The organism is Hydrobacter penzbergensis, assembly GCF_900106985.1.
Classification (GTDB): domain Bacteria; phylum Bacteroidota; class Bacteroidia; order Chitinophagales; family Chitinophagaceae; genus Sediminibacterium; species Sediminibacterium magnilacihabitans.
Window position 1 is genome coordinate 31,141 of record NZ_FNNO01000009.1, and the last position, 17,704, is coordinate 48,844.

Sequence of the window (17,704 nt, forward strand, 5' to 3'; positions counted from 1 at the left end):
AATGATTTAGAAATCAACGGTTACACCAAGAGAATAGGATTTGACGTTCGGATAACGGCCACCATTGCCTGCATTAACAGTACTTTCCACATCCCAGAGTTTGAATTTGGAAAACGTGATGGGGTTAATGGCCTGCAGGTATACCGAGGCATTACGGAAAATACCATTGTACCAGGATTTGGGAAGATTATAACTCAGTTCAAGTGTTTTTAATCGCACAAAATCCGTATTCCTTACCCACCAACTGCTTGGCTGGGTATTGTTCCTGTTACGGTCTTCACCATTCGCGAGCCTCGGATAAAATACATTGGAATTGTTTTGACCATCCTGCCAGCGATTGGTGATGTTGGCATAAACATTGGTAATGCCTGCGCCATTGGCAAAGGGGTAGATACCGTCACCACTCAGCATGATATCGGCCCCGGCCTGACCGGCAAACAGAGCACCCAGGTTGAATCTTTTGTATTCCACGTTAAACCCGAAACCAAAAACCCAATTGGGTACATCGCCACGGCCAATCACCACCTTGTCGTAGCTGTTGATCAGCCCGTCGCCGTTGAGGTCTTTATATTTGATATCTCCCGGCAGTACCTGCGACTTATCGCCTGGTACCGCACTTTTATTGATTTCATCCTGGCTGCCGAACAGTCCGTCGGCCATATAACCCCATCTTGCCAGAATGTTATGACCTCTCTGGTTCATCCAGGGATACTTTGGATTTGGCTGATCATTTTCCAGAATGACATCGTTGTTGTGGGTGATATTACCACGGAGGCTAAGGTTTACATTACCGATTCGGCCATTGTATTCCAGAGTGGCATCAATACCCTTGTTCTCCACCACACCCAGGTTGCCCCAGGGCGTATTGCTAAGTCCCATAAATACCGGGAGTGACTGACGCTGCAGAAAGATTCCGGTTCTTTTCTCTTTGAACAGGTCGACTATAACGGACAAATGGTCCTGCAGGGTTTTTACTTCAATGCCCAGATCCTGTTTCCTCGATTGGGCCCAGGTAACAACGGAACCGTAGTCTGTGATATTGATCCCTCTCATTTCACCGTAGTTGCGGTCGAAGCGGTAGCCGCTTACGTTATCAGACATGAGGGTGAGATAGGCAAACCTTCTGCCGCCGATTCTTCCGATACCGGTAAGACCATCAGAATAGCGGAATTTGAGGTAGGTGATGACTTTTTTAACGGGTGCAAAGAATTTTTCGTTCGATGGAATCCATCCCAGGCCAAATGCAGGGAAAGTACCATATCTTTTATCGGGGGCAAAGGTTTCAGAACCGTTATAACCAAGGTTGCCCTCAATAAAATAGCGATCGTCGTAAGAATAAGTAATCCTGGAAGCCAGGCCGAGATAACGTTCAGGAATCGACGATGTGAAGTCTCCGGCAAACTGGTTCTGGTAATCATCTGTGTAGAAGAGCACCAGTCCGCCTACGCGGTGCTTCCCGAATGTATTGTTGTAATTGAGCGATGACTCGCTGTAAAACCGCCTGTTACCACCGTTGCTTCTGTTGTAGTTCAGGTAATTGCCACTGCCTACATAAGTCCTTTTAAGGTTGAGTGAACCATCAGCGTTACGCGGCTGGTTGGGGTCGGGGAAAAAAGTGTCTTCCCTTTTGCTGCGCGAAATGGTCATGGTGTTGAACGCATCGAATGCGAACATGGTGGTGACAGACAGGCCTTTCAGCAACGACACCAGATCCTGGGTGAGCCGCAGGTTGGAAGCAATGGAATTTTGAAAATCCGTGGCATAACCCCGCCGGGTTAAGTCGGCCCAGGGGTTGCGGTAACCGCCGTTCGGGTTTTTACCAGGAACGAACCCACCTTTGTATTCCAACGGGTATTCAGTCGGTGGTGTGCTCATTGCCGACCCAAAGATATCCTCTGTGGAGAGGGCCGGGCGGTTACTGTTGGTAAACCATCCGCGGATACCCAGGTCCAGTTTGGTGGTTTTGGTAATGTTCATATTTACGTTGGAGGTAACATTGAACCGTTTAAACCGCAGATCAGAATTGTATTTCTGCAGGCTGCCGGTTTTGAGCAGACCGGTTTCATCATAATAGGATACAGAGCCGTAATAGCGGAGGAAATCGGAGCCACCACTTACATTTACATTTGCCCGCCTTAACATACCGAACTTCCGATAAAGCGCATTGAACCAGTCAACATTCGGGTACAGTTCAGGATCTGCTCCTGAAAGTGTTTTCTGGATATAATCGGGCGAATACTTCGCTGTTTGTCCCCTAGTGGTAAAAGATTCATTTGCCGCTTCCATATAGGTTTTGGCGTCGGCCATCTGTGGTAATTTAACAAAAGTGACCAGGCCCTCGCTGTAATCGAATCTTACCTGGGGTTTGCCCTGTTTACCGATTTTTGTTGTGATGAGGATAACGCCATTGGCGCCGCGTACACCATAAACCGCTGTACCCGCGGCATCTTTGAGAATGGTAAATGAAGCAATGTCTTCCGGATCGATATTGCTGATGGGGCGTTCCACACCGTCTACCAGGATGAGGGGGGCAGAGGAGCCACCGCCGAAAGAAGTGATACCCCTTATCCAGATATCAGAGCTGTTTTGTCCCGGCTGGCCGCTGCGCTGTACGCCGATAACACCTGCAATCCGACCGGCTAGCAGGGTGTTGATATTGGCAACAGGCAGTTTAAGTTCTTCGGGATTGATTGTAGACTGGGCGCCGATAACGCTTATTTTGCGTTGGCGTCCGAAACCCACGACTACCACCTCCTGCAAGCTGCCCTGGGCTGCTTCCATTGTAATATCCATCTCCAGCATATTAACCGCAATGACCTGATTTTTGTACCCTACATACGAAAACTGTAAGGAGCTTTTTTCAGGAACGGTAATGGAGAAGCGACCTTTGGCATTTGTGGTGGTCACTATGTCTGGGCGCCCCACTACCTGTACCGTTACGCCGGACATCGGCGTGCCCAGCCGGTCTTTTGTAGTACCCGAGACCCTTACATCGGCTGGTGGGCGTTTGTTCTGGTAGTCTGGTGCAGGGATACTGTTTTTTACGCTACCAGCGAAAAGGGGCTGATAAAAAAGGAGGCTGGTCAACGTGTACATACATAGGCAGGTGAGCATGCGTCTGCCGGCCGCAAAGTTAGATTGATTCATAAGCAAACAAGGTTACGCTAAATCGATTAAGTAATAAACTAAATCGATTTAGCAAATATTGAAATAATTAACATATCAATATTAATAAAAAAAATTAATAACAAAGAAAAAAATAAACGGAGGCAGGACCCGTTCATGAATTTATTTTTCATCACCTCTACGCACAATCAGGTATATATCCTTGTTGCCTTCAGCAGATTTGAAAATATTACTGTGGGCATTAGACAGGCATGAACCCATTGTATATCAATTGCTCCTGGAACGTTAAAATTAGCGACCTGTCATTTTTTCCGGTTATGAATCAGGCAGGGAATTTGTACTTTTGAGACAGATAAAACGTAAAAACTATGGCAATTTTTAAATCGGGTAACCCTACTCTTTCGGAAAAGATGTTTGACAGGAGTTTGCAGCTGGAATCAGCGGCACAAGGTACCATGAGTGTGCGTGGGGCGATTAACAAGTTCGGCTTTTTGATGTTGATGGTGATTGCAGGCGCCGGTTACAGCTGGCACCTGTACGATCAGTTCAAGCAGGATACCATGATGGTCCTTATGATCGTGGGAGCGATCGGCGGGCTGATCAGCGCATTCGCTATTTCTTTCAAACCCAACTGGGCGCCTTACCTGGCACCCGCTTATGGCATACTGGAAGGTCTTTTTATCGGCGGTATTTCTGCAATATTGAATGCAGCTTTTGCCAAAAGCTATCCCGGGTTGATCATGCAGGCGGTAGGACTCACTTTTGGTGTGGCCATTGCCATGTTCCTGCTCTATAATTTCCGTGTCATCAAGGCTACGGAAAAATTCAAATCCATCATATTCTCGGCAACATTGGGTATTGCGATCTTTTATCTCATTACTATGGTGCTGCGCTGGTTTGGTGTGAACATCAGCTTCATGTACGACAGCAGCCCGCTGAGCATTGGCATCAGCCTGTTTATAGTAGCTATTGCAGCGTTGAACCTGATCCTTGATTTCGATATGATCGAGCAGGGTGCAGAAAGAGGCGCTCCCAAGTTCATGGAATGGTATGGTGCATTCGGACTAATGGTTACCATCATCTGGCTGTACATTGAAATACTCAAATTGTTGAGCAAACTTTCGAACAGAAACTAAAATCATTATCAGATAATGTTGAAGCCGCCTCCGGGCGGCTTTTTTAATTGCATTTCTTTCTATCTTGGAGCAAGAAATCTGATACACATGAATTTCTTCAGAAAGGAATTGAGCAACGATGAATTGATCTATATCTACCGGAATCTTTTACTGCCCAGGATGATCGAGGAGAAAATGCTGGTGCTGTTACGACAGGGCAGGATCAGTAAATGGTTCAGTGGCATCGGACAGGAAGCCATTGCCGTAGGCAGTACGCTGGCCCTTCAGAAAAATGAATGGATCATGCCATTGCATCGCAACCTGGGTGTGTTCACTTCCCGGCAGATGTCGCTGCAAAAATTGTTCATGCAGTGGCAGGGAAATAAAGACGGGTACAGCAAGGGCAGGGAACGCAGTTTTCATTTTGGCAGCAAAGCGCATCATATATGTGGTATGATCTCTCACCTGGGACCGCAACTGGCATTGGCCGATGGAGTAGCCCTGGCGCACCAGCTTCGCAAAGAACAAAAAGTATCGTTAGCCTATTCGGGCGATGGCGGCACGAGCGAAGGAGATTTTCACGAAGCCCTGAACATAGCGGCTGTATGGGATCTGCCGGTGATATTTCTTATTGAAAACAACGGCTACGGATTGAGTACGCCCGTAAGCGAACAATACCGCTGCCAAAACCTGGTTGACAAAGCCAGAGGATATGGTATGGAAGGCGTTCGGATCAATGGAAATAATGTGCTGGAAGTATATGATACCATCAAAGGCGTGCGTGAATATTGCATCAGGAACAGGAAACCTTACCTGGTAGAGTGCATGACTTTCCGCATGCGCGGACATGAAGAAGCCAGCGGCACCAAATATGTGCCGCAGGAGCTGTTCAAAAAATGGGTACAGCAGGATCCGGTGAGAAGTTTTGAACAATACCTGCTCGCAGAAAAAGTGCTCACTCAAACGGAAATAACCAATATCCGCAATGGGTTTAAGGATTATATTGAAGAAGAACTGCAGCATGCTTTCGATGCACAACCCATGATACCCGATACTGCCGAAGAATTGCGGGATGTATATGCGAAACAATCGGTGATCCACAGCCAATGGTCGTTGGCCAACAGGGTCGATGAACCCGAACCTGTAACGGATGAGCCCGCCAAACGTTTTATCGATGCAATTACGGAAGCGTTGAAGCAGAGCATGGAAAAGCACACACACCTGGTGCTCATGGGGCAAGACATTGCCGAATATGGCGGCGCATTCAAGATCACGGAAGGATTTGTAGAACAGTTTGGCAAGGAGCGGGTGCGCAACACACCGCTTTGTGAAAGTGCAGTGATCGGAACAGCATTAGGATTGAGCCTGGAAGCATTCAAATCGGTAGTAGAAATGCAGTTTGCCGATTTTGTTACGATGGGCTTCAACCAGATCGTCAACAACCTGGCAAAAATATATTACCGTTGGGGACAACCGGCAGATGTGGTCATCCGCATGCCAACAGGAGGCGGAGTAGGAGCCGGTCCTTTCCATTCGCAAAGCAATGAAGCCTGGTTCACGCATGTGCCCGGTTTGAAAGTGGTGTATCCTTCTTCGCCGCACGATGCAAAAGGATTACTCATTGCAGCCATCAATGATCCGAACCCGGTTTTATATTTCGAACACAAAGCGTTGTACAGAAGTATCAGCGGCCATTTTCCAGGTCAGCCTTATGAAGTGGAGATCGGCAAGGCGCGGGTAGTGCAGCAGGGAGAAGATATTACCGTGATCAGTTATGGAATGGGTGTGCACTGGACATTGCATTACCAGCAACAACACCCGGAGATTTCCCTGCACCTGCTCGACCTCAGAACCTTACTACCACTCGATTACGAAGCGATACGCAAAGCGGTAAAGCAAACAGGCAAAGTATTGATCCTGCATGAAGATACACTGACAGGTGGCATCGGTGCAGAAGTGGCGGCCTGGGTAGGAGAGCATTGTTATGAATTGCTGGATGCTCCTGTGATGCGCTGCGCTTCGCTGGATACGCCTGTTCCGTTCAACACAGAACTGGAAAAGAATTTCATGGCGGAAAGCCGTTTGGATGAGTGCATAAAGAAACTGGAAGCTTATTAATGCTTCAATCTATAGCTATGCATAAACGATTGTTTCTTCTTTTTAAAGGAATGGTTTTGCTTTGTTCTTTGTGCCCGATGTTATCAGTGGCACAACAAAAAGAACAGTATCATGCACCTGTATTTGAAGACAAAGACCGGCTGCAACGCATGGAAGCTTTGTTCCCTGTTGTAGCGCAACTATATGCTTCCTATGCGGAGAAGAATCATTTTCCCGGATACGCTTTTGGTATCATGCTCGATGGCAAGCTGGTGTACAAGGGCAGCGGCGGCTATATTGACCTGGAAAATAAAATACCGGCTACTACTACGGCTATGTTCCGTATTGCATCCATGTCTAAAAGCTTTACCGCCATGGCCATCCTGCAATTGCGCGACCAGGGTAAACTGCAACTGGATGATCCCGTATCGAAATACATACCTGAGATACGCAATCAGCAACTCACCAGCGATGCACCGGTCATTACCATTCGCCACCTGCTTACGCATGCTGCCGGTTTTCCGGAAGACAATCCCTGGGGCGACCGGCAGTTGGCAGACACCCGAGAAGCATTACTGCAATTGATCAAAAAAGGAATTTCATTTTCGAACGTGCCGGGTGTTGCCTATGAATACAGCAACCTGGGCTTTGCCAGCCTGGGGTACATCATAGAAAAAGTAACAGGCAAACCTTATAGCGAATATATTGCCGAACATATCTGGAAGCCATTGAACATGAACCAGGCCATGTATGAATACAGCCGTGTTCCTGCGGCGCAACTGGCGCATGGTTATCGTTGGATTGATGGTAATTGGAAAACAGAAGCCCTTTTGCATGACGGCATTTATGGCGCCATGGGCGGCATGATCACTTCGATAGAATCGTTCAGTAAATATGTGGCATTGCACCAGCAGGCATGGCCACCGCGCAATGATGCAGAACAAGGCCCGTTGAAAAGAAGTTCTATACGTGAAATGCACCAACCCTGGCGTTTCAGCGGCCTCAATGCACAGTTCACTTATCCTGATGGAAGAAAGTGTCCGGTGGTTAGTGCTTATGGATATGGTTTAAGATGGTCCAAAGACTGCGAAGGAAGAATCATCATTGAACACAGCGGCGGATTGCCGGGCTTTGGCAGTAACTGGAAGATACTGCCCGAATACGGTTTAGGCGTGATATTGTTTGCGAACGTGACTTATGCCAGTACCAGCGCCATCAACCTGCAAGTGTTGGATACGCTGATCAGGGCTGCAAAATTGAAACCTGCGTCTTTGCCTCCGTCTGATATTCTGAAAGAAAGACAAGCAGCATTATTGAAATTATTACCCAGCTGGGATGGCGCTGCATCCAGCGGCATTTTTGCGGAGAATTTTTTTGCTGACTACTTGATCGATGCGTTAAAAAAAGAAGCCAAAGAAATGTTTGAAAAAGCCGGAACCATTACCAGGGTAGGCAAAGTGATGCCGGAAAATCAACTGCGAGGCTCATTTACGTTATATGGTACAAACACAAACATCCTTGTAAGTTTTACACTCACGCCGGAACACCCTGCATTGATACAGGAATACCATATCCGGAATATTGCCCGGTAAGCAAAGGCTTATCTGCTGTTGGCCGCGAATACCCGGAGGAAATTCTCGCCCAGTATTTTTCTAATAGCGCCGTTACTATAGCCGCGTTCTTTCAGCGCTTTGGTAACCAGTGGATAACAACTTACATCATCGAGCCCGATGGGCGCGGAAGTAATGCCATCAAAATCAGATCCCAATCCCACATGGTCTATCCCAATCCTTTTTACAATATAATCGATGTGGTCAATCAGGAGTGAAAGGGGTGGCCGCAGTTCTTTTACTTCATCGGCGTATTTCTCTGCCAGGTAACTGTCGGCAAAAAAAGGCTCGGGATTCATTTTAAGTATCGTATCTCTTTCTTCTTTATGCCGCGCATTGAAGAGATCGAGCTTGCGCTGGAAACTACTGTCGAGAAAACCGGAAAAGAAATTCAGGTGTATCACACCGCCATTTTTTCCAACAGCATCTATCTGGTCGTCTTTCAGGTTGCGGAATACCGGGCAAAGCGTGTAGGCACAACTATGCGATACAATAACGGGTTTGGTGGTGGTGTGAATGGCATCCCAGAAAGTCTGTTCCCCTACATGCGAAAGGTCTACCATCATACCCAGTTGATTCATGCGTTTCACCACCTGTATACCAAAATCATTCAGTCCTTTTTTGGCGTTGGTAACTTTGCCTGAACTTTCATCCATCGCCGAAGTAGCCCAGGGCGTAGAGTTGTTCCAGGTAAGTGTCATATACCGTACGCCTCTTTTATAAAGGCTATCGAGGTATTGCAGGTTGTTCTCTATCATGTGGCCTCCTTCCACACCCATCATGCAAGCCAGCTTTTTTGTTTTCACAGCTTGCTGTAGGTCGTGAGGTGTTTTAACGATCATCATGCTGGCAGGATTCCGTTTCACCCATTCGTACAGTGTATCGATTTCCCTGTTGGCCCTTGCAAAAGCCCTTCCTTTTCCATAAGAGCCATCACACCATACCGAGAATACCTGCACATCAATGCCTCCCTGTTGCATGCGGCGCAGGTCTGAGTGGGCGAAGGTTTTCATGTCTTCATCGAAGACCACATTTTTTTCGAGCGATTGGGTAAGCACATCGTTGTGCGTATCCACCACAGTGGCTTTGGCATGCAGTTTCTGGTAAGCCTGCGCCTGCATACCTGCCGGTAGCAACAATGCGAACAACCAGGGAGAGAAATACTTCATACTATTGTTTTTTTAAGACGATGCCGGCTCTTGTACCGTTATGCTTGCCATCATCAACAGTTAAATGTCCGTTTACGATTACGTACCTGAACCCGGTGGAATACTGATGCGGCTTGTCATACGTAGCATGATCCTGCACTTCTTTTTCATCGAATATCACGATATCGGCGGCAAATCCTTCTCTCAATAAACCGCGGTCTTTCAACTGAAATTTTTGAGCAGGAAGGGAAGTCATTCTGCGAATGGCTTCTTCCAGTGAGAGTATTTTTTCTTCCCGCACATATTTGCTCAACACCCTGGCATTGGTGCCGTATCCGCGCGGATGTGGATTACCCTGGTTGAAAACGCGGATGCTGGCATCGGAGGCGAACATGTCGTAAGGATATTGCATGATCGCTTTCACATCCCCTTCACTCATGCCATGAAATACCATCGATGCATCGCCTTGTTCCATCATTTCCACAACAGTGGCCGCTTCTTCTGAAGCTTTGTGTTTTTTGCCTTTCATCAGGTTCACGGCTTCAATGCTTTTACCATTGTAGCTGCTATCGGGCTTGAATGTAGCTACTACGGGGTAACTGAAATGACTCAACTTTCTTTTTTTCAAACGCCCGAGCATATAATCGATCACTTCTTTTCTTACTGCAGGTCTTGCAAGGCGCGCACGAATCGAATCATGACCATCTGCCAAAACCCAGTCTGGTAACAAAGTGCTTAGCGAAGTACTGCTGGCCGTATAAGGATACTGGTCAATGGTAACGTCCAATCCTTCCTTACGCGCGCGGATGATCAGTGGAATGGTTTCGCGGCTTCTGCCCCAGTTCTGCTGGCCGCTCAGTTTGAAATGCGATATTTCTACGGGCATCTTTGCTTCACGTCCTATGTGCAGCGCTTCTTCAATGGCCTGTACTACGCTGTCGCCTTCATCGCGTATATGACTGGCATAGACGCCATTGTATTTTGCCGCTACTTTGGCGAGCCGCACCACTTCTTCGGTTTTGGAATAAGTACCGGGTATATAAATCAATCCTGTTGAAAAACCTACTGCTCCATCTTTCATAGCTTGTTCCACGATCCCTTCCATCTGTTGCATTTCGGCTTCATTGGGGTCCCTGTTGGCATTGCCCAGCACAGCTTTGCGTACATCGTTATGGCCAATGAGCGATGCCACGTTGATGGAAAGTTTCAGGCTGTCGAGCATCGCAAAATAATGTCCCAGGTTGGTATTCGATGACCCGCAATTACCCGTAACAGCAGTGGTAACACCATCATAAATGAAGTTGGCCGCTTCGGGTACTTTTTTCTCCTCGCCCTCGAGGTGCGTATGCACATCAATGAATCCGGGCGCTACTACCAGTCCGGATGCATCAATGATCCTGTTCGCTTGCCAATGAGAGAGGCGACCAGTCTGAACAATCTTGCCATTTCGGATAGCAATGTCTCCATAGACCCAGGAATTACCGGTACCATCGATGATCCTGCCATTTTTAATGAGGATATCAGCTTGTTGCGCGTGAACCAGCATTGGACAGCATAGAAAGAGAAGTACTAGTATTCGCATAGGACTGGTTAAAAGTTATTGGAAGAGAATTCGCTAAGGTGAAACATACAAACCCTTCTGTATGGCAAATACAATGAGGTCGGCGGTTCTGTTTACCCTGAATCTTTTCATGATGTTTTTATGGTATCCCTGTACGGTATAAACGCTGAGTCCGAGTTGCGCCGCAATTTCTTTTGATGTGAACCCGGAACAGATCAGGTCCAATACATCTTTTTCGCGAGGCGTGAGGTGGATGCGGATGGGCTTGTCGGAGAGGACGAGGTCTGTGAGGCTGGACCCCCATTTTTTTGCAATGTATTGCTTGCCTTCTGTCACTGCCTGGATTGCATCGGTCAATTCTTCGAGGGAGGAATCTTTCGATAAATATCCATTGGCGCCAATCTTGAATGTATGCCTGATGGTATGTACATCTGTGATGGAAGAAAGTACAATGATCCTGGTACTGTTGAACTCGGGCATCTTCCTGATTTTTGCTATCAATTCCATACCTCCCATAACAGGTAATAAAAGATCGGTGATGATGATATCGGGCTTCCAGGAGCCATCGAGCGATTCCAGAAAAAGCGGAACGGTGGTAAATGTTTTTACCTCGGTAATACCGGGGTCTTTCTGCAACATGTAAGTAATAGCTTTCGCTATTAATTCATGATCATCGATCAGTGCAATTGTCATTCAGTAAGACGGATTGGTATCAGTTTAAAGGTAATGATTATCCATTAAATTTCAGTTTCATCACAGTTCCTTCGGAAGGCTTGCTTTCTATCTCCAGATCGCAAGGTACCAGTTTTACCAGGTCCAGTACGAGGTTGAGCCCCATGCCCAACCCCAACTCGTCGTTGGTTCCTTTCCTGGATGCAGATGTTTTATTGAAGATATCGCTGATCATATTCTTGCTCATTCCTATGCCACTGTCGCGGATGATGATTTCATTTTTCGCAGTGCCGATCTCTACCGATCCTTTGGGGGGCGTGAATTTGATGGCATTGGAAATAAGGTTACGCAATACCACCGTCATTATTTCAGCATCTGCTTCAATGTTCCGGAGCGCCCCGAACTTGATGGAAGTTTTAAGTTGCTTGCTTTCACACACATTGCGGTATATAGCGAATATCCTGTTGACCAACTGCTCCAGATCAATGGTCGTTTTTTCCATTTTGAAACCACTGTAGTTCGACCTGGCCCAGTTGAGTGTTGTGTCGAGCAATTCCAGTACCTGGAAAGATTGCTTTTGAATGAGTTGGGCCATGCAGGTAAATTCATCGCTGGTAAGGTCGCCGGTAGTGGCCAATGAGGAGATGGTGAATAGGTTGGTGATAGGCCCTCTCAGGTCATGACTGAGAATGGATAACAGCCGGTCCTTGTTGTGGCCCGTCTGAATCAATGATTCCTGCAAACTGAGCTCGTTGTTAAGGTCTACAAACGCAACGATGTGCACGTTGTCTATCACAGAGGCCTTGATCAGGTACCATCGCTGCTCATTCGACTTGCAGGTAACCCTTGACCTGGACATGATAAAACTGTTTCCTTTCCGTGCAGCTTCTTTTTCCAGTTGCTGCCAGTTGTCCATCACTTCTTTCCGGTAGGCGGGATTGCGGTATGCTTTTTCAAACCATGCGGCTTCATTGGGAACCTCTTCACAGGTGTAGCCGATTTCAGCTACAAATACATTGTTAAAATATATATGTTTGGTTTCCCCATCAGCTTTTCTGCAATGATGAAAGGATAAGGTAGACAGTCCGAGAGCTTGATCAGGGAATTCAAGGATATTGCCTGCTCTGACAGAAACTTCTTCATACGGGATGAAATTACAGCTTTATGAGCAAACGCCATACTACCAACTATTCTCGTAATTTTGCACTCTTAAAATCAAGGACATGTTGGATAAGCTGGAAGCCATCAAGGCGCGTTTTGAACAGGTAGGTATTGCGCTGACGAACCCGGAGATCATCAATAACCAGAAAGAGTTTGGAGCATACAGTAAAGAGTACCGCACTTTAGAGAAGATTGTCAAGCCTTATGACGATTACAGAAGGGTGGTAAGTGATTATGATTTTGCGAAAGAAAGTCTTTCCGGAAACGATGAAGATATGCGGGAACTGGCCAAGATGGAGTTACCTGCCCTTGAAGAAAAAAAGGCCACACTGGAAAAAGAGTTAACCCGTTTACTTATTCCCAAAGATCCGCAGGATGACAAGAATGCCATCCTGGAGATTCGTGCAGGAACAGGGGGCGACGAAGCCAGTTTGTTTGCAGGAGATCTGTTGGGTATGTACCTGCGTTACTGTTCACGCAAAGGATGGAAAACTGCTGTTGTAAGTGAAAGTGAAGGAACAGTTGGTGGTTATAAAGAAGTGGTGGTAGAAATAACCGGTGAAGATGTATATGGAACCCTCAAATTTGAAAGCGGTGTACACCGTGTACAGCGGGTGCCCGATACCGAAACACAGGGGCGCGTGCATACTTCTGCTGCAACGGTAGCAGTGATGCCCGAAGCGGAAGAGGTGGATTTTGAATTGAAAGAGAGTGATGTGAAAATGGAAACAGCGCGAAGTGGTGGTGCAGGCGGACAAAACGTGAACAAAGTAGAGACCAAAGTATTCTTAACACATATACCCACCGGTGTAGTAGTGGTTTGTCAAACAGAACGTTCACAGTTGGGTAACCGCGAAAAAGCGATGGCCATGTTGCGTACCAAATTGTATGAAGACCAGGTGCGCAAGCAGGAAGAAGAAATTGCCCGTCGCCGTAAAACGCTGGTGAGCACCGGAGACAGAAGCGCCAAGATCAGAACCTATAACTGGCCACAGGGCCGCGTAACAGACCATCGCATTGGTCTTACTTCTTATAACCTCGATGCGGTAGTAGGTGGCGGAGAGATCGATGAGTTCATCGAAGCTTTACAGGTAGCGGAGAATGCGGAGAAGATGCTGGAAAAATAACGTCATCCCGAGCAACGTCACCCTGAGCGAGCGAAGCGAGTCGAAGGGGTAGCCGAGGGACCTCATAAAGCCTTCAACAGATCCCTCGACTCGCTTCGCTCGCTCGGGATGACGGCCTTAGTTATTCTTGACTTTATTCTCCGCCTCTTTGACCTTCAGTTCCCATTTCCAGGCAGTCTTCATCATGTCTTTGATGCCATATTTGATTTGCCAGCCCAGCTCGGATACTGCATGGTTGTTATTGGCATAAATGGCCATGATATCGCCGGGACGGCGGGGACCTATTTCATAATTCAGTTTAACACCGCTCACTTCTTCGAAAGTATGGATGGCTTCCAGCACGGTAACGCCGTTGCCGGTACCCAGGTTGAATATATCGCAGGAGGTTTTGTTTTTTCCGGTAGCGAGGTATTCAACAGCCAGTGTATGTGCATGAGCAATATCACATACGTGGATGAAGTCGCGGATACAGCTGCCATCGCGTGTGGGATAATCGGCGCCAAATACCATCATCTTGGGTAATTTGCCAATCGCAGTCTGGGTGATGGCGGGAACCAGGTTCTGCGGTTTGCCAATGGGTAATTCACCCAGTATGGTAGTGGGATGTGCGCCGGTAGGATTGAAATAACGCAGCAGGATGGCTTTGGTATGACCGTTCCTTGCGAAATCACGCAGGATCTCTTCACCCATTTGCTTGGTGGCGCCGTAAGGCGATTCTGCTTTTTTGATGGGAGAATCTTCTGTAACGGGTGTTTCATCCGGACTTCCATACACCGTGCAGGAAGAAGAAAATACAAAATGCGCAACCCTGAACTCTTTTACACATTTGAGCAGGTTGATGAGTGAGAACATATTGTTCTCATAATACATCAGCGGTTGTTCTACCGATTCACCCACTGCTTTGTAAGCGGCAAAATGGATCACGCCGGTGATGTCGGGGTTTTCCTGGAAAACGGCGAGTGTATCGTCGAAATTTTTCAGGTCCACCAGGTAGTTCTTGATCTTTTTACCGGTGATCTGTTCAATGCCTTTGACGGCATAAGAAGTAGACCTTGAATTGTCGTCGATGGAAATAACATCGAACCCGTTTTCGATCAGATCAACGATGGTGTGAGAACCTATATACCCGCATCCGCCGGTTACCAGTATTTTAGCCATACTACAAAGTTAGTGGCGCAAAGTAAATGCAAGGCGGCGAATCCTAGAGAAATAATTTCATGATATAGAAGAAAGCAGCAGCCATTACCGCCGAAACCGGAATGGTCAATATCCACGCCCAAAGCAGGTTAACGGTAACGCCCCAGCGAACCGCACTGAGTCGTTTGGTAGCGCCTACACCAATGATGGAGCCGGTAATGGTATGCGTGGTACTAACAGGTATTTTGAAATGTTCAGTAAGGAATAAGGTAATGGCACCGGCAGTTTCCGCCGCAACGCCTTCGAGTGGCGTTACTTTGGTAATACGTGTACCCATGGTTTTCACAATTTTCCAGCCGCCGCTCATGGTACCCAATCCCATAGCCAGGAAGCAGGAAAGCGGCACCCAGTCTGGTATAGACTTCAGGTCGGGAATAAAATTCGATGCAACCATGGCGGCACCGATCAATCCCATCACTTTCTGCGAATCATTACCACCATGACCCAGGCTGAAGGCTGCAGAAGATAACAGCTGTAATCTTTTGAACCATTTTTCTGCGCGGTATGGATTGGCCCGTTTACACAGGTGTACAATGATGATGGTAATGACAAAGGCAATGAGCATACCTATGAACGGTGCAAGTACGATAAAAGCAACGATGGGTATTACCTTACTCATTACAATCACACCAAAGCTTTGATAGTGGGCTACGGCTGCGCCGATCAGTCCGCCGATCAGGGCATGGGAAGAGCTGGACGGAATACCAAACCACCAGGTGATCAGGTTCCAGGCGATGGACGAAAGCAAAGCGGCCAATGTTACATAAAGCGCCAGGTGATCGCCTTTTTGTATGGTAACACTTTTGGCGATGGTATCAGCGATACCAAATCCGCCGATCAGGTATTTGGAAATGAAAAAAGCGCCGAAGTTGAAAAGGGCAGCCCAAAGCACAGCCTGGAAAGGAGTCAATACTTTGGTAGAAACAATGGTGGCTATAGAATTAGCTGCGTCGTGGAATCCATTAATATAATCGAAAATAAAAGCCAGTACAATGATAACGATCAGTAAGGTTGCCATAAGTTTCTTTTTCATGCGCGGTATGTTTCGCCGATAGCGAAAACGGGCTGCGCACTATTATGCATATTTAATGATAATGGATTCGATCACATTGGCTGCATCCTCACATTTGTCGGTGGCAATTTCCATTACCTGGTAGATCTCACGTTTCTTGATCACTTCCTTGAAATCGTTCTCCTGCTGGAACAACATTTCAATACTCATGTCAAATACATCGTCGGCCTGGTTCTCGATGCTGTTCACTTTCACCAGCGCTTCGGTCATTTCACGGAGATGCTTCATGTCGCGCAGACCCAGTACCGCTTTCCTGATCTCGATGGTTCCCTGCAGGATCAGTTCGGCCATCTTCTGGATGCCGGTATCATTGGGGTTTACACTGTAGAAATTGATCTTTTTAGCGGAAGCGAATATATAGTCGGCGATATCGTCGAGTGCAGTAGCCAGGTAGTGGATGTCTTCACGGTCGAAGGGTGTGATGAAGTTCCTGCCCAGTTCAGTGAAAATGCGATGGGTATTATCGTCGTTCTTGTGTTCGAGGTCTTCAATTTGGGAGAGGATGGCAGCTCTTTTGTTTTTTTCAGGCTCACTTACCATTTCCTTGAGCTTGATGCCCATCTCGTAGCCTTTTTCAGCTACATCTTCGAACAACTCATAGAACACTTTGTTTTTAGGCATGAACAAACGGCCGAAGGTATTAATACCCATACAAATTGAAATTTAGCGCAAAAATAGCGTTATGCCATTGATGCTCAGGTGGAGATACAAACTTAATAATAAGATAATATAGCGTCAAGATACAATATCTGCTGTTAATCCCGTTTGGCGTCCAGTGTAAATCCAATCGTGGTTCCCACATCCAGCTTGCTGCGCACATGCATGGTTTGCCCATGGGCTTCAATAATGTGCTTGCAAATGGCCAATCCCAGCCCGGTACCACCCCCGTCGCGGCTCCGGCCGCGATCGGTTCTGTAAAAACGCTCAAAAATGCGGGAAAGATGCTCTTCCGCTATACCAATACCATCATCACTGAACTCAATCAGCACATGCCGCCCGTCGGTTTTGTATACGCTGGCCACGATACTGCCATCCTGTTTCCCGTATTTGGTGGCATTTTCCAGCAGGTTATTGATCACCTGCCTGATCTTTTCCTTATCGGCAAAAACAGAAATGGGCGATTCGCATCCTTTTTTAATAGAACACCTGATATTACGCGCAGCAGTCTTGATGGAAAGGGTCTCGTACACTTCCCTGATCAGGTCCTGGATGATGAAGGTCTCTTTATACAGTGGTTGCTCACCGCTTTCTAGGCGGGCGATCTCATCAAGGTCCTGCACCAGGTTCACCATACGTTCCACATTGCGGGCGGCATTCTCCAGGAAACGTTTGCTGAGCGCGGGGTTCTCCATGGCGCCACCCAGCAGGGTATCTACATAGCCCTGAATGGCAAAAATGGGTGTTTTGAATTCGTGTGAAAGGTTTTGCAGGAATTCTTTGCGGAAAGCTTCGTTGGTTTTCAACTGCTCGATCTCGGCGCTGCGTTGCTCAGCCCATTTTTCCACATCTTCCCTCACTTCATCGATACCTTTTTGCGGCAGGATGTATTTATAATAAGTTTCTTCTCTCTTGGTGGCTTTGGTCTGGTAGATGAACTTATAAATGAGTTTTATCTTGCGATAAATAAATGATTCCAGCACAAAACGGATCAACAGGTAGCTGCCAAAGAAAGTGATGACCAGTGAAGACACTGCGATCTCCCAGTCGGGCCGTATGATCCAGATGCCCAATGCAATGGGAACGGAAAGGATCAGCGCCGTAAATGCGGATAACTGTTGTGGAGAAAGATTCTTGGTCTTGAACATGGGAACCTAAAGT

Annotated in this window: 13 protein-coding genes; 4 read left to right on the top strand and 9 right to left on the bottom strand. The window is 47.1% G+C overall.

Annotation, left to right across the window (positions count from 1 at the left end):
* Nucleotides 1-6: 6 nt before the first annotated feature.
* Nucleotides 7-3,147 (bottom strand): SusC/RagA family TonB-linked outer membrane protein, encoded by a 3,141-nt coding sequence (locus tag BLU98_RS10780; RefSeq protein ID WP_092724041.1) that lies wholly within the window; start codon nucleotides 3,145-3,147, stop codon nucleotides 7-9.
* A gap of 347 nt (nucleotides 3,148-3,494) precedes the next feature.
* Between BLU98_RS10780 and BLU98_RS10785 the strand changes: the two genes are divergently transcribed.
* The 3 genes from BLU98_RS10785 (at nucleotide 3,495) to BLU98_RS10795 (ending at nucleotide 7,930) form a co-directional block, all read left to right on the top strand.
* Entirely contained in the window at nucleotides 3,495-4,262 is a 768-nt protein-coding gene (locus BLU98_RS10785; RefSeq protein WP_257574903.1) for a Bax inhibitor-1/YccA family protein, read from the top strand.
* Nucleotides 4,263-4,349: 87 nt separating this feature from the next.
* Nucleotides 4,350-6,359, top strand: coding sequence for an alpha-ketoacid dehydrogenase subunit alpha/beta (locus BLU98_RS10790; protein ID WP_092724150.1), 2,010 nt, complete (start codon nucleotides 4,350-4,352; stop codon nucleotides 6,357-6,359).
* Between the two features lie 17 nt (nucleotides 6,360-6,376).
* A complete protein-coding gene (locus BLU98_RS10795) occupies nucleotides 6,377-7,930 on the top strand; it encodes a serine hydrolase domain-containing protein (protein WP_092724042.1) in 1,554 nt (517 codons plus the stop codon).
* A gap of 8 nt (nucleotides 7,931-7,938) precedes the next feature.
* Here BLU98_RS10795 and BLU98_RS10800 read toward each other — a convergent pair whose 3' ends face one another.
* The 4 genes from BLU98_RS10800 to BLU98_RS10815 form a co-directional block, all read right to left on the bottom strand.
* Nucleotides 7,939-9,117 (bottom strand): dipeptidase, encoded by a 1,179-nt coding sequence (locus BLU98_RS10800; protein ID WP_092724043.1) that lies wholly within the window; start codon nucleotides 9,115-9,117, stop codon nucleotides 7,939-7,941.
* A 1-nt stretch (nucleotide 9,118) separates the two neighbouring features.
* Nucleotides 9,119-10,642 (bottom strand): N-acyl-D-amino-acid deacylase family protein, encoded by a 1,524-nt coding sequence (locus BLU98_RS10805; RefSeq protein WP_257574904.1) that lies wholly within the window; start codon nucleotides 10,640-10,642, stop codon nucleotides 9,119-9,121.
* 69 nt (nucleotides 10,643-10,711) lie between these two features.
* Nucleotides 10,712-11,350, bottom strand: coding sequence for a response regulator (locus tag BLU98_RS10810; protein WP_092724045.1), 639 nt, complete (start codon nucleotides 11,348-11,350; stop codon nucleotides 10,712-10,714).
* Nucleotides 11,351-11,387: 37 nt separating this feature from the next.
* Nucleotides 11,388-12,245: a sensor histidine kinase gene (locus BLU98_RS10815; RefSeq protein ID WP_092724046.1), complete on the bottom strand. Its 858-nt coding sequence runs from the start codon at nucleotides 12,243-12,245 to the stop codon at nucleotides 11,388-11,390.
* 307 nt (nucleotides 12,246-12,552) lie between these two features.
* On the opposite strand from BLU98_RS10815, the gene prfA reads away from it, so the two are divergent.
* Nucleotides 12,553-13,617, top strand: coding sequence for a peptide chain release factor 1 (prfA, locus tag BLU98_RS10820; protein WP_092724047.1), 1,065 nt, complete (start codon nucleotides 12,553-12,555; stop codon nucleotides 13,615-13,617).
* Between the two features lie 117 nt (nucleotides 13,618-13,734).
* Here prfA and galE read toward each other — a convergent pair whose 3' ends face one another.
* The 4 genes from galE to BLU98_RS10840 all read right to left on the bottom strand — a co-directional run bounded on the left by galE (nucleotide 13,735) and on the right by BLU98_RS10840 (nucleotide 17,691).
* The gene (gene galE, locus BLU98_RS10825) at nucleotides 13,735-14,775 is read right to left on the bottom strand and encodes a UDP-glucose 4-epimerase GalE (protein WP_092724048.1); all 1,041 of its coding nucleotides are present in this window, start codon (nucleotides 14,773-14,775) and stop codon (nucleotides 13,735-13,737) included.
* Nucleotides 14,776-14,818: 43 nt separating this feature from the next.
* Nucleotides 14,819-15,847: an inorganic phosphate transporter gene (locus tag BLU98_RS10830; RefSeq protein WP_257574905.1), complete on the bottom strand. Its 1,029-nt coding sequence runs from the start codon at nucleotides 15,845-15,847 to the stop codon at nucleotides 14,819-14,821.
* A gap of 42 nt (nucleotides 15,848-15,889) precedes the next feature.
* Nucleotides 15,890-16,537 (bottom strand): DUF47 domain-containing protein, encoded by a 648-nt coding sequence (locus BLU98_RS10835; RefSeq protein WP_026772825.1) that lies wholly within the window; start codon nucleotides 16,535-16,537, stop codon nucleotides 15,890-15,892.
* Nucleotides 16,538-16,641: 104 nt separating this feature from the next.
* A complete protein-coding gene (locus BLU98_RS10840) occupies nucleotides 16,642-17,691 on the bottom strand; it encodes a sensor histidine kinase (protein WP_092724049.1) in 1,050 nt (349 codons plus the stop codon).
* Between the last annotated feature and the right edge of the window lie 13 nt (nucleotides 17,692-17,704).